Here is a 12,473-nt window from a genome sequence, read left to right as displayed (position 1 = left end):
CCTATGGACAAGATTCAAATTGCAGATCAAGGAAGTACCTTTGCCGTCTTGTTTGTTCAAGACGGGAATCCGCATGAGATGGACAGGCGCAACACATTTGCGGATGCGGAAGAATTTGCGTTCTATTTGGCTGCACGCCTGAAAGTGGACGTCTATTATCGAGACAAAAGACTGGAGCCGCGGAGGAAATGGTGATCGATATGGCAAGGAGGTGCTGGAGTTGCGGGTCGCACTATTTCGTCTAAGTCAACGACAGATGTGGGTGGATCGGATTCGCCGGTCGGGCTACGAAGTCAAGTTTGTTCATGATCCCGAACGGATCACGTCGGAAATGAGCGTTGTCGTGGTAGATGCCATGGTCGGGAAATGGAAGGACTACGTACGGCTTGTCCAGGGAAGAGAAGTGCCGGTCGTGTTGCTAGTAGAAGACCATAGTGACTGGGGAGAGCAACAAACCAAATCGTTGGGGATTGCCGGAACGGTGACAGCGGAAGAAGAAACGAACGGGCTGTTTTCCCGGTTTATACCAGCGTGTGAAACCGAGCGGGATGCCACGGCTGCCCTTTCGAGCTTAGGAAGAACGCTTGTTTTTCAGACGGAAGAAGCGCCTTTCCTGCCACTTACGGAAATGGAGACGGCTGAATCGCAATCTGTATCCATTGATGTTCCGCTCTCGCAGCGAAAGGCGCGGCAACGGTTCGAAGTGGAACCATCTCGACCGAAAGCTTTATCCGCCAGGGTTGTTCCCGCCCCTGCTTTTCTGGAGATGCCGGAGAACGGCAGTTTTCCGTATGAGCTGCCACAGACGGACAACCAATCAAAACCAGCGGATACATCAATGGGGAAGAAGAACGGGCTTGAAACGGAGAACATTGGAAACGAACCGGAACCGGCCTTCACCCTAAACGAACCTGAATTGACGCCGCACATATCCCGAACACCTCCGGACCTGCCATCGGTTGTTGCTGTTTATGCTGCGAAAGGCGGCGTGGGAAAAACGACGCTTTTGCTCCATTTGGCCGCTCGATTATCGAAGGAAGGGCTTCGAGCTTGTATTTTCGACTTGGATCCGAACGGCACGGTCGCTACTTTCATGCGCATACAGCCGAAAAAAACGGTCGTCGACCTTGTACGCCGGATCGACGATCCGAAAGCCAGACGGGCCTGTCTTCTTCAAACGAAGGCGGGCTTTTCCATTGTCGCAGCGCCGCTCTTGCCAGGGCAATTCCTACTGCAACCGGAAGAGCTGCAGGCCATCCTCCACTTTTTGAAGGAAGAAACGAATGTTGTGCTGCTTGACCTGCCTGTTTCGTTGGACAGGCTGACCCGACTGGCCTTGGAGCAGGCAGACCAGTTGATGTTGATCACGACGGACGAGCCGGCCAGCCTGTTCAATTTGGATCGGGTGAAGCCGTTCCTAACCGGCCTTCGCCCGACACCGGAGTTGTATCTGGTATGGAACCGGCTGAAGGAGCCTGCTCCCAAACTAGATTGGAAAGGACGGCTGCCGTGGCCGATAGTACTGGAGTTGCCGGAAGATCCAACCGTTTACCGGTCCGTGCGAAGCGGGGAGTGGACCTTATCTTCCCCGAGCAGCCCTTATCATGTACAGGTGGGCCGGCTTGTGGATCGGTGGATGGGACGGGAAACGGCGTCGCTTCGTGAAAAACGAGGATGGTTACCTCGGTTGGCGTCACATCTCAAATCAGGAAGGTGAAGAGACGAATGAAGGTCCGAGAAACACAGGTCATTTACCCGATCAATGGTCGAGGCGGTCTGTATATCTTCATTGAAGGTACGCAAGAGGAGGTATATAAAGGTTCGGCGGATAGAATGGCCATAGAGACGGCGAACCGGAATGGGTGGAAGGGAGCTGGAGAAGCCAGTATCGGCATCCCTACACGGGTCGGCGTTCAGTTGTATACGCGTGCATACTGGTTTCACGAAAAGCAATAGGCGGTTTCACCACGTTGAATGGAGAGGAGAAGGTAGGCGATGTCTTTACTATACCGTTACCGGAAACCGATCGTCATCATTGCGATCGGTTTTAGTTTTGTTTTGCTCCTAGTTTCCACCATATTTGTTCTCCAGCATCAAGCGCAGCAGAAACGGCTGCAACAACAGATCCGGGCTCATTACGAACAACAAATCGAGCAATTGAAAACGAACGAACAACAAGGCAAAACGCGAATCCTGGTGGCTGCAAGGCCGATCCCTGCGGGAAAGACGCTTGGAAATGGGGATATTCAGGCGGTGGAGGTTGTCCATGCCTTGGTGCCTTCGGACAGCTTCAAGGATCCGCAGATGGTGGTCGGAAAGATCGCCAAAATCGATCTGCAGTCGAATACGCCGCTCATCGCTTCCATGCTGTATGAAGAGGGGCCGATCCCAAGGGATTTGCGGATGCAAGAGTTTAATGTCATCCAACTGCCAACCCATTTACAGAAGGATCAGGTGGTCGATGTCCGGATCAACTTTCCGACCGGCGAGGACTATATCGTGCTGTCCAAAAAGAAGGTTCGAGACCTTTCGGGGATGATCGTCCGGCTGGAAATGAACGAGCCGGAAATCTTGATGGCTTCCAGCGCCATCATCGATGCGTATTTGCAAGGGGCCAAGCTGTACGCGCTCCCTTATATCGAACCGGGTCTGCAGGAAGCGTCAATCGCCAATTACCCCGCCAACCCGAAGGTGCTTGATCTGATGGACAGGGACCCGAACGTACTGGAAAAGGCCAAGACCGAACTCGCTCGCCAGTTGCGTAGTAGGCTGGATAACAATTTGAAGGCAATGAGCGATGCGGACAAACTGCGGGTGGTCAGCGGCAGCGTCACCGTTCAGCAGCAGTTGCAAAACGATCGGATCGTTACTCAACAAGGCAATGCGATGGAGCAATCGACGGAGCAACAAACTGCTGCGTCGGAACAAACGGAGCAGGACGGTATACCATCATCAGACGATAAGCCCGCGTCTACTTCTGAGCCGACAGCGACAGAACCGGCTTCCCATCCGCAGCAGGGTACATCCGAGTCCGGTGCGACCCTGCTCCCGAAGTCGCCCGCTTCCGACGAACAGCCGACCAACTCGGACAAGCTGGACGATGTCTTCAACCAGCCGCAGGTATCCTGAAGGAGGTTGTCATGAAAAAAATCGTTTTTCTTGGTGCGCCGGATAAAAGCCATTTACTGCTCGTGCTGGGTAAACTGCTGGTTGCCGCTGGGCAAAAGGTGCTTATCGTCGATTCTACGATCGCGCAATCGATACTTGGGTTTATGCCATCTCCGGATGAACGGCAGGCTTCTTTCGTTACCGAATTTGAAGGTATGGATATCGCGGCAGGGTTTCTTACGTTCGGCCAATTGGACCGTTTTCTGAAACAAACGGAAGGGGGATGGGCGGTTTACGATGTGTTCCTGCTCGATACGGATCATACCGAATTTGTGAAAGGAAAAGATCTGCCATCCTATGACCAAAGGGTCTGGTGTAGTAATTTGGAGAAGCTGGCGATGTTGAAAAATGCGGAGTTGATGCGTCGGCTTTGTCTTAACGAATCCACCATTCGGCCGCTGCCGTTTTTTAAGTTGGTAAATCCGTTCGTACAGTCGACGATAGCGGAGTCGTACATCGATTCGCATGTGACAACGGAAGCTGTAGAGTGGCAGGAACCGGTGTTTCGTATCCCGTTCGATGAGCGGGATGTTTCGGCTCGCATCGATCACCAGCATCATAGCCGCATTGAACTAAGAAAGCTGTCGCCAGCATACCGACATACGGTCTTTTCTATGGCCAAGCATATATTCGGCCTGGATGAGCGAACGATCAAAGCCGCGTGGAAACGAGCGAGGAGGGATTTTCGTGGGTCATAACATCGTCTTCTGGAGCCCGGTACCGGGTCAAACGGGCAATACGACGAATCTGATCGCCGTCGCGGCGCTGCTCGGACTTGAATATTCCTCCCGAATCGTGTTATTCGGCCATTTGCAAAGCCGCCGTGCGGCAGTCGAGCAAGCGCTTATCAAGCGGAGATCCGAAGATATGCTTGCCTTTACAGCGGACTCCGGCATCGATGCCTTGGCACGGCTTGCACAAAACGGCAAACTCTCGCCGGAAATGATTCGCGATTACACGTTGCCACTCCTCCAAGAACGGCTTGATTTACTGCCCGGTTCGAATAAGGCGGACAAAGCATTGATCATGGGCATGAAGGATATGCTTGCCCCCCTAATCGATTCGGCCAAGCGCTATTACGACTTGACTTTGATTGACGGTGGCAGCGGTGTCGGGTCCGGTTGGACGCAGTTGCTTCTTCAAAACGCCGATCTTGTCATCGTAAGTTTGAACCAAAACCGTTTTGTATTGGAACGGTTCTTTCGTCATCGTGAGGATTGGCTCAAAGGGAAAAAGCTGTTGTTTGTTTTGGGGCAGTACGACCGTGATTCCGCGCTAACCGCCAAAAATATGGTACGGAAATATCGGGTGAAGATGCCGATTTATCCGGTCCCGCATCAGGCAGGGTTCATGGACGCAGCGCAGGAAGGCCGGGCGATCGATTTTCTGTTTAGAAACCGTAATGTACCGCGCGATCATGCCCATCATGCATTCATGCAGTGCGTACGGGCGCTAGCCCAGGCGATCATCGAACAAGCCGAGTTAAACAAACCGTTTTTCGGCGGCAAGGGGGTGTGAACGATGATCGTTTGGATCAACGGCATCATGATCGTTCTGTTGCTTGGGCTGACCACTGCGCTGATCTATTTTCGCATGAGCGGGCAGAAAGCGGAAAAGCCGCCGCAGGAACGAACCTTTACGATTGAGGCGCTGACCGCATTTGTAATGCAGACGTTACACGATCTAACGAGCGGCAACCTGCATGACCTCGGACTATCCGAGGAGGAGTTTCGCCGCCGGAAAAGCAAGCGAGCCGAACTGAAAAAAGCGCTGCGCGGCTGTACATCCGGAGATATCCGGGACAAAGCGTACGTCAAACAATATTTGGCGGATTTACTGGTTCAGCAGTACAGGGTTAATGAAACGAACATCGACCGGGTGATCCCGTTCGACGCCCCCTATGAACTTTCACCTCAGGACCAGTTCGAAATTTTGCTGTACCTGTACAAAAAACGATACCGGTATGATGCGCTTGGGGAGTTGATTCGCAAGTATAAACTGGACCGGCCCAAACTCGGTATTGAAGACGGCCAGACCGAATCGTATCGGATCACCGCCGAAGAAATCCACGAGATTTACAAAAAAGAAGCGCGGCGGCTGCATTTTGACGACAAGCTCAGCATTGTCGTGCAACGCATTTATCAAATGTACAAGGGCTTCAGTGTCGTGGACGAGATCCGGGATATGAAGATCGACGGCGTGTCGGGAGGCGTATCCGGTTTGCCGCCCTCCGTATGGGAAGGGGAATGGGAGTTCCAGGCCGACTCCTTATTGCGGGAAGTGCCGAAATCTCACGATAGTGTTTGGGTTTTTTACAAAGGGAAATCCATTCACTTTAGCTTCCTCTCCTTTGGTTCGGAGCAAGAACTGAAGCGTGTCTGCCAAAATATTTACAAGTACAACTATCCCGGCCAATTGTCGGAGAGCAACGGCTATAAAGTAAACGAGATGGCCGACGGCTCCCGCGTCGTCGTGCTGCGTCCCCGGTTCAGCGAATCGTGGGCGTTTTTTTTGCGCAAATTTGATGTGCAAAGCGCCACGCTGGAACAACTCATCCGGGATCAAAATGCTGAGCTGCCGATCCGGCTCATCCAGTATCTCGTTAAAGGAGCCCGAATTACCGCAATTACCGGTGCGCAGGGCAGCGGGAAAACGACGCTCTTGATGGCGATGGTCCGATACATTCCCGCTACGTACACGATTCGGGTCCAGGAGATGAACTTCGAATTGAACCTGCGGAAAATCTATAAGGACCGCAACATCCTGAGCTTCCGGGAAACCGAGACGATTTCCGGCCAGGAAGGGCTGGATATTCAGAAAAAGACGGATGGTACGGTCAACATTCTCGGCGAGGTGGCCACGGACCCGGTTGCGGCATGGATGATTCAGATGGCGCAGGTAGCCTCGCTGTTTACGCTGTTCACCCATCACGCCAAGACGCTCCGCGATCTGGTGTTTTCTTTACGGAACTCACTGCTGAAAACCGGTGTATTTCAAAACGAAAAAATCGCCGAACAGCAAGTGATCAGTGTACTTAACTTCGATATCCACTGGAAGCGCGATATGAACGGCCACCGTTACATTGAGCGCATTACCGAATGCGTACCGCTCGATCAGGAGAAGGCGTACCCCGTCCATTTTCGGCAAGGTGAGAAGTTAGAAGACAAGATGGCTGCATTTATGGAAACGGCCGTTGAGTTTTTTCAGCGTTCCACTGACCGGAAGCTGTACGAGGAGCGAAATGTGATCGAATTTCAAAACGGAGCTTATGTGGCGATTCACCCTATATCCGCTCAAAACGCAAACGAGATGCGGGAACAGATGTCGGATGCGGATCGCATAGCATTTGAGGCTTTTCTCGCGGAGAACTGGAGGGAACGGTATGGAACTTAACCAGTTGCTTTCCCTTGTCTTTGGCGGGGTGGTCGTGCTGCTTCTAGCCGCGATCCTGCTATTCCAGTGGCTGTCCCGCAAAAATACGGACGCGGGTTCGATCCGCGAATATGAGGAACTGCGGCTCCCCGGCAAACCGACGAATCGACAAGCGGTTTACAGCATCTTGCAACACATCTATTTGGCTTGCGAACGGGTTCCGTTGCTTCGTGCTTACCTGAGCACGATCCGCAAGCGACTGATGGTACTAGAGCGGTACGATGAATGGAAGCTGCGGCTAGAGACGATCAAGATTGCGCTTGCGGCATGGGGGCTGTTGGCGTTCACTCTGATTCCGCTGATCGGCTTTGTTCGTGATCCGGTGACTTTGATCATGATGGTCACAGGCATTTGGGCCATACATGGCATGCTTGCGGATCTGTTCGTGCATCGTGCGGAAAACCGGCTGCTTCACCAGCTTCGCCACTTTATGGCCGATGTTCGGCATCATTACCATCGGCATGAAATGGTGGAGGAAGCGGTCTACGATGCGACGGAAACTGCGCCCTATGAGATGGCGTTGCACGGGCAGGAAGTCTATGAGGTGCTGACCGCCCACGAACCGGACGAGAGGCTGGAACGTTACGAGGAAGTGGCGCCGAATCGCTTTCTGAAAGGGTTGGCCGGGATTTCGCATTTGATTAAGGAATACGGGGACAAGAAACTGCAGACCGGTTCGCTCTACTTGAAGGCGCTTGGCAAACTGACGACCGAACTGAACCTGGAAATTTTGCGGCGGGAGAAGCTTAGCTATTTGCTGCAAGGGTTGACGGCGATTGCGCTTTTTCCGATGTTGTTCACAAAGCCGATTGAAAGCTGGGCCAGCCACTATTTTCCGATGATGGACGAATTTTATGCCGGTAAGCTCGGGTGGATCACGAAAGTGGCTCTTCTACTGGTCATTCTGGTTTCCTATGTGTTGCTTCGCAACATGCGGGAGTTGGAGGGCGAAACCAGACCCCGGCGTCGCAAGCCTTGGCAGCAAAAAGCGTACGAACTTCAGTGGGTTCGCCGGCTGATTGACCGAATCGTTCCACATCCGGAAACGCGGGAAGCCACGCGCTGCAAGAGGCTGCTAGCCGAAACAAACTCGCCGCTCCGCTTGGAATGGTTTTGGGTGCAGCGCGCGACAGCCGGCATACTCGCGTTTCTGCTGACACTTGGGCTTTTTGTCACGTTGCATGCAGTCACCAAACACCAACTGTTATATGCACCGGTCAAACCGGATATGATGTTTGGCCGCTTGTCCGCCCGGGAAGAAGCGGAAAGCCGGGAGAAGTCGGTGCTGGATCGCCGGATCATGACGGAAGTGAAGGGGGTGAAAACCGGCCTTTCGGAAGCTGTGCGTGCCGCTTTGCGCAGCGACCCGCAGTTACAGCGGGAAGAAGAGGAGCTGTTCGCTGCCGCGCAGCGCATTCTGTCCAAAATGGAAGCTATGAACCACGAATACTTGAAATGGTGGGAGGTGATGCTGGCGTTGTTTGGGGGCTGGGTCGGCTACTACGCTCCGGTCGGCGTTCTACAGTTTCGCCGGCGAATGCGGCAGATGGAAATGAAACATGAAGTGGACCAGCTCCAGTCGGTGATCGCCATGCTGTCCGAAATGGACCGAATGTCGGTAGAGCACATGCTCGAATGGATGGAGCGCTTTGCCCACATCTTCAAGACACCGATTCAGCATTGCCTGCTTCATTATGAACATGGCGCGGAACAAGCGTTGGAGAATCTGAAAGCGGAAGCCCCGTTTTTGCCGTTTGTTCGCATGGTGGAAAAACTGCAAATGGCGGTCGAACGGATTCCGATCCGGGACGCGTTCGATGACCTGGAATCTGAGCAAACCTACTTGCAGGAACAGCGTAAGCAAGATTACGAACGGCTCTTGGATGCAAAAGCCGGGTGGGGGAAAATGATCGGCTTCGCACCGATGATGGTCCTTATCTTCGGTTATCTTGTTTTTCCGCTCGTCTATGTCAGTCTGTCGCAGATGACCGTCTATTACGAGCAGATTCAGAAAATTCAATAACAGCCTCTAAGGCCGTTTCCGGCTCTTGCATACCGCGAGGGCTTTTTTTCGTTCTCATCAATTTAATGTAGAAGGAGAGGGAACTCCATGTCCAACGCTCAAAAAGCGATTGTCATGGCGGCCGGCATTTTGCTTGCCGTCGCACTGATCACCTTGGCCGTTCTGCTGTTTATTTCCGCGCAGGATTCGACGAAAACGGCACAAAGCAATTTTTCCAACCTTCAGACTGAACTGTCGCAAATGCAGTTTACCGTCTACGACAACACGGTGCTGTCCGGCAGCCAAACCGTCAATGCCATTCGCAAGTTCAGCGGGGAGGACCAGTTTGGTATCCAAATCATCACCGGGAAAAATCCGGCCGGCCAATGGTACGGTAAAGTCATCAATACCGGCGTGTCGATGGATAGCATCACCTACGGAACCGTCATAGGGGCCGCCCCCGGTCAGCTTGATCACACGATGGATGAATCTAACGTCAACTATGTAAACCCAAGCGGCAAGTTCAGGGCACAACTGATCAAGGACAAAAGCAACGTGATCCGCGGCATCATCTTCCGGCAACAGTAAGAACGGACCGGCGAACGGCATGCCTTTGACCTGAAAGCGCAAAGGCATGTCCGCTTCGCTTTGCGGAAAGGAGGACTGCTTATGGGGCACTCCGTACGAACCATGATGGATATGAGCTTTGCATGTCTTATATTTGTGATGGCAGCCACCGCCGGGCTGCTCCTGTTTCAAGGCGGGGCGGCCGCGCTGAATGCGGCCGTTGTTTCAGAGCGAATACAGGAACGAAATGTCCACCAAACGTTTTTCCCGATAGCCGGGGACGGCAGTGTATCCGGCGCGGAAGTACTGCAATCGCTTGTCCAAATCGGGGACATTGGGGTGGAAATCGTTGTGAATGGCGTTGAATATGCAACGACGATGGAGCGGGATGATATCTCAGCATCAAGCATTCGGTTGGATAGCCGGTATGAACCCTCGTACGAACGCGGTCCGGACGGGCAGTTGCGGCGGATTGCCTATGTTTTGCGAGGTGAAGGATGAACAGTCTGCTCAAAGTGTTTGCTGTCCTGATCGCAGTTCTTCTATTATATATCTTTCCGGTTTCCGCCGCTTTTGATCAGCAGGATGATGTATCCGAACTGGTGGTCTTGCGGGCGACAACTGCGTTTGTCGATGCGGTCCGGGACAAGGGCTACATTTCCCCGACCATGTATAACGATTTTATTCAGGCGATCCATGCGACGGGAAATACCTTCGACGTTCAGATGGAGCACGGACAAAAGCGGTACAACCCGGTTTATGACGATCCTACGCTTCCGGAAACGTTCCGTAGCGAATACGACGTGCATTACGATACATTTTACAATGCACAAATCTTGAAGATGCTTTTTCCGGACAGCGCGGCGGGCAAAGACGATCCGGCACGTCGCTACCGGCTGCATGTCGGAGATACGTTCTCCGTTGTCGTGAAAAACACGAACCGGACGAATGGAACTATCCTACATGATTTTTTGAATCATGCGATCAGTCCGAATGAGAAAATCTTCGTTCCGTATGGAGGCATTGTCCGAAATGAAGATGATTAATTGGGCGGTCGTGGGCGTTCTGATCTTATTTCCATTGTTCGTTATCAATCGTATCGAAACGGATACCCAGCGGCGGGTATTGCTCACCGAACTGCGGTACGATGCAGCGTTGGATACAGCGGTAGATGATGCGGCGCGGGCGCTTTTGATCAATGCCGACCAACAACAGGAAGCACGCTATGAATCGGTCAAACAGGTACGGGTGAACAAGGAGGAAGCGATTGATACGTTTTACCGAACCCTGTACATGAACTTCGGCATTGCCGAAGATACGGTAGCGCAAGGCGTTCTTCGCCGTTACATTCCCGCGATCATCGTGATGGACTATGACGGGTTCTGGGTATATGCAGAGGAAGAGTTTCGTAATGCGGCCGGAGAAACGGAAATTCGTCCGGTCTGGGGAGTGAAGAAGCCATATGCTTATGCCGATGGCCAGAGGAACAGTTTGTCCTTTACGTTGGACGATTACGTCCTTGCCTACGAAGCCGAAAGCGGGACATGGCGGGAAGGCTTCCGATCGGAAATACAGGTGGAGAACACGATTCCTCTCTTGCGGGATGCGGCATTGTTCGAACAGGTGCGTCGCAGAACGATCGTGGACGCCATTCAGAATGAACTGGCAAACCGAATCAATCGGCATAATCAATACGTTTCCCGCTACGGCATCTCCTACACGTTTACGCTGCCGACGATCAGTGCCGAAGAATGGAATAACACGATCGACGATATCGGCGTAATGGCGTTTGTGCAAGGGATTCCGATGGGAAGCAAAACGTACAACAATTACGCGCTCGGCGGCAGCCGGGTGCTGAAAAAGCCGGCGATTATCGGCGCAGTGAAAGACGGCAGAAAAGTGTATTACCGCGACACCTGCGATTACACTTACCTGGTTGAAGAGATGTTTGCGAGCGAAAAGGAGGCTGCGCGGAACGGATATTGGCCGCTGGAATGCAGCAATAACCATTGATGTCAAACGATTTTTATCCAAGGGTGGACAGGTTGGCACAGGGATTATAAGATGGAGACATAACGTCGATTTCTTCCTAATATTCACATTTTTTCTCGAATAAAGGAGTGAACCGGACATGAAAAAATGGGTAAGTATGAGCCTCGCGTTTATAACGTTGTTCGGCCTGGCAGCAGGCAACTCCAGCGCGGCAATCAAAACGCCGACGTTTGTCAGTGTCGTGATGGATGGCGAAAAAATCTGGTTTCCCGATGCCCAAGCGTTTTCCGATGAGAACAACCGGACGCTCGTTCCGGTTCGCTTCGTCGCTGAAAAGATGAAAGCGAAGGTAGGCTGGGAACCGCAAACCAAGACCGTCCCGATTGAACAGGGGGATCAGCGTATCCGCCTGACGATAGGCGAGAACAAGGCGACGGTTAATGGCGAAGACGTGACCTTTGATACGAAGGCGATTATGAGCGGTGGCCGAACCTTTGTCCCGTTGCGCTTTGTCAGCGAGGTACTGGGTGTAGAAGTCAATTGGGATGGGGCGACATCAACCGTTGTGATTTCCACAAAGGAGAAGGAAGCTGGTGCCAAGTACGATGAATGGGGCCGGCTCATTCGCACCACCAACCTGCCGAAAAATTCGCAGGATTACCCGTATATTTTGGCTGACGTGCCCAATGAAATGTATGAGATGAAATATCCCTTTTCCAACCCCGATCCCGAGGAACGGTCGGTCTCGGCCGATATGTATGCGAACTGGCCGGAGTTCAAGAAAGAGAACATTGACATCTGGATGGGGCGGCTTAAAACATTCGGGGCGTTATGGCTCAATGTCGACTATCGTACAATTGACGATACATGGGCCGAAAAGCTGGCCGCAGTCCAATCGGACGGCAATACCGGAAAGTTGAAGGCAGCCAAGGAATACGTGGACTGGGTGAAAAAGAACCAGATCGTTCTTGAGGGATACTTGGATCCGGAACCGTCCATAATTTATCAGGATGGATTCGGCGGGTACCATGTGCGATCCAAGTTCAGGGTTAAATTCAATCAATTTAAGCAACATAAAACACTTATTTATGATACGTGGTTCCCAGGGGAGATGAGGCTGGAGAACGATACGTGGGTTTCAAATGATATTCCTTTTAAAAAGGGAGTTTGGTATGAAGGCTATTCGGATATTGCCTTGGTAACCAATGTTGGCGGGAACTGGGGGAAGGCGTTAAAGGTCAGTGCGAATGCAAGCTTGTTCTTTAACCATATTATTCGAGAGGCTGAGTAACGGATGAATAGAGGAATAAAA

Annotated in this window: 13 protein-coding genes; all 13 read left to right on the top strand. The window is 52.3% G+C overall.

The window, feature by feature from the left end; all coding sequences use genetic code 11:
- The first annotated feature begins 3 nt into the window (after positions 1 to 3).
- The 13 genes from U9M73_RS11620 to U9M73_RS11560 all read left to right on the top strand — a co-directional run bounded on the left by U9M73_RS11620 (position 4) and on the right by U9M73_RS11560 (position 12,452).
- A complete protein-coding gene (locus U9M73_RS11620) occupies positions 4 to 195 on the top strand; it encodes a hypothetical protein (RefSeq protein ID WP_323077391.1) in 192 nt (63 codons plus the stop codon).
- A gap of 25 nt (positions 196 to 220) precedes the next feature.
- Positions 221 to 1,717, top strand: a complete 1,497-nt coding sequence (locus U9M73_RS11615) for a CpaE/TadZ family protein (RefSeq protein ID WP_323077390.1) — start codon at positions 221 to 223, stop codon at positions 1,715 to 1,717.
- 8 nt (positions 1,718 to 1,725) lie between these two features.
- Complete coding sequence (locus U9M73_RS11610; RefSeq protein ID WP_323077389.1) at positions 1,726 to 1,956, top strand: hypothetical protein; 231 nt, start codon at positions 1,726 to 1,728, stop codon at positions 1,954 to 1,956.
- A 39-nt stretch (positions 1,957 to 1,995) separates the two neighbouring features.
- On the top strand, positions 1,996 to 3,129 hold the full coding sequence (locus U9M73_RS11605; RefSeq protein ID WP_323077388.1) for an SAF domain-containing protein: 1,134 nt from the start codon (positions 1,996 to 1,998) through the stop codon (positions 3,127 to 3,129).
- A gap of 11 nt (positions 3,130 to 3,140) precedes the next feature.
- The gene (locus U9M73_RS11600; protein ID WP_323077387.1) at positions 3,141 to 3,866 is read left to right on the top strand and encodes a hypothetical protein; all 726 of its coding nucleotides are present in this window, start codon (positions 3,141 to 3,143) and stop codon (positions 3,864 to 3,866) included.
- The gene (locus U9M73_RS11595) at positions 3,856 to 4,686 is read left to right on the top strand and encodes a CpaE/TadZ family protein (protein WP_323077386.1); all 831 of its coding nucleotides are present in this window, start codon (positions 3,856 to 3,858) and stop codon (positions 4,684 to 4,686) included. Before U9M73_RS11600 ends, U9M73_RS11595 begins: the two co-directional genes overlap by 11 nt.
- Before the next feature lie 3 nt (positions 4,687 to 4,689).
- A complete protein-coding gene (locus tag U9M73_RS11590; protein WP_323077384.1) occupies positions 4,690 to 6,561 on the top strand; it encodes a pilus assembly protein CpaF in 1,872 nt (623 codons plus the stop codon).
- On the top strand, positions 6,551 to 8,623 hold the full coding sequence (locus U9M73_RS11585; RefSeq protein ID WP_323077383.1) for a hypothetical protein: 2,073 nt from the start codon (positions 6,551 to 6,553) through the stop codon (positions 8,621 to 8,623). The genes U9M73_RS11590 and U9M73_RS11585 overlap by 11 nt, the downstream gene beginning before the upstream one ends.
- An 87-nt stretch (positions 8,624 to 8,710) precedes the next feature.
- Positions 8,711 to 9,190 (top strand): hypothetical protein, encoded by a 480-nt coding sequence (locus tag U9M73_RS11580; protein WP_009226907.1) that lies wholly within the window; start codon positions 8,711 to 8,713, stop codon positions 9,188 to 9,190.
- An 81-nt stretch (positions 9,191 to 9,271) separates the two neighbouring features.
- Complete coding sequence (locus U9M73_RS11575; RefSeq protein ID WP_178020386.1) at positions 9,272 to 9,670, top strand: hypothetical protein; 399 nt, start codon at positions 9,272 to 9,274, stop codon at positions 9,668 to 9,670.
- The gene (locus U9M73_RS11570; protein ID WP_323077381.1) at positions 9,667 to 10,215 is read left to right on the top strand and encodes a hypothetical protein; all 549 of its coding nucleotides are present in this window, start codon (positions 9,667 to 9,669) and stop codon (positions 10,213 to 10,215) included. The genes U9M73_RS11575 and U9M73_RS11570 overlap by 4 nt, the downstream gene beginning before the upstream one ends.
- Positions 10,202 to 11,182, top strand: a complete 981-nt coding sequence (locus U9M73_RS11565; RefSeq protein ID WP_323077378.1) for a hypothetical protein — start codon at positions 10,202 to 10,204, stop codon at positions 11,180 to 11,182. Before U9M73_RS11570 ends, U9M73_RS11565 begins: the two co-directional genes overlap by 14 nt.
- Before the next feature lie 118 nt (positions 11,183 to 11,300).
- On the top strand, positions 11,301 to 12,452 hold the full coding sequence (locus U9M73_RS11560) for a copper amine oxidase N-terminal domain-containing protein (protein WP_323077377.1): 1,152 nt from the start codon (positions 11,301 to 11,303) through the stop codon (positions 12,450 to 12,452).
- The last annotated feature ends 21 nt before the right edge of the window (positions 12,453 to 12,473 follow it).

The sequence above is a fragment of the Paenibacillus phoenicis genome (genome assembly GCF_034718895.1).
GTDB classification, from domain to species: domain Bacteria; phylum Bacillota; class Bacilli; order Paenibacillales; family Paenibacillaceae; genus Fontibacillus; species Fontibacillus phoenicis.
The sequence above is the reverse complement of the archived record's forward strand: the minus strand, read 5'-3'. Positions and strand labels throughout refer to the sequence as shown.

What these genes read in the sequence shown, in the direction of transcription:
- U9M73_RS11620 (WP_323077391.1), top strand. Translation starts at nt 4, where the DNA reads ATGGACAAGATTCAAATTGCAGATCAAGGAAGTACCTTTGCCGTCTTG.
- U9M73_RS11610 (WP_323077389.1), top strand. Translation starts at nt 1,726, where the DNA reads ATGAAGGTCCGAGAAACACAGGTCATTTACCCGATCAATGGTCGAGGC.
- U9M73_RS11605 (WP_323077388.1), top strand. Translation starts at nt 1,996, where the DNA reads ATGTCTTTACTATACCGTTACCGGAAACCGATCGTCATCATTGCGATC.
- U9M73_RS11600 (WP_323077387.1), top strand. Translation starts at nt 3,141, where the DNA reads ATGAAAAAAATCGTTTTTCTTGGTGCGCCGGATAAAAGCCATTTACTG.
- U9M73_RS11590 (WP_323077384.1), top strand. Translation starts at nt 4,690, where the DNA reads ATGATCGTTTGGATCAACGGCATCATGATCGTTCTGTTGCTTGGGCTG.
- U9M73_RS11585 (WP_323077383.1), top strand. Translation starts at nt 6,551, where the DNA reads ATGGAACTTAACCAGTTGCTTTCCCTTGTCTTTGGCGGGGTGGTCGTG.
- U9M73_RS11580 (WP_009226907.1), top strand. Translation starts at nt 8,711, where the DNA reads ATGTCCAACGCTCAAAAAGCGATTGTCATGGCGGCCGGCATTTTGCTT.
- U9M73_RS11575 (WP_178020386.1), top strand. Translation starts at nt 9,272, where the DNA reads ATGGGGCACTCCGTACGAACCATGATGGATATGAGCTTTGCATGTCTT.
- U9M73_RS11570 (WP_323077381.1), top strand. Translation starts at nt 9,667, where the DNA reads ATGAACAGTCTGCTCAAAGTGTTTGCTGTCCTGATCGCAGTTCTTCTA.
- U9M73_RS11565 (WP_323077378.1), top strand. Translation starts at nt 10,202, where the DNA reads ATGAAGATGATTAATTGGGCGGTCGTGGGCGTTCTGATCTTATTTCCA.
- U9M73_RS11560 (WP_323077377.1), top strand. Translation starts at nt 11,301, where the DNA reads ATGAAAAAATGGGTAAGTATGAGCCTCGCGTTTATAACGTTGTTCGGC.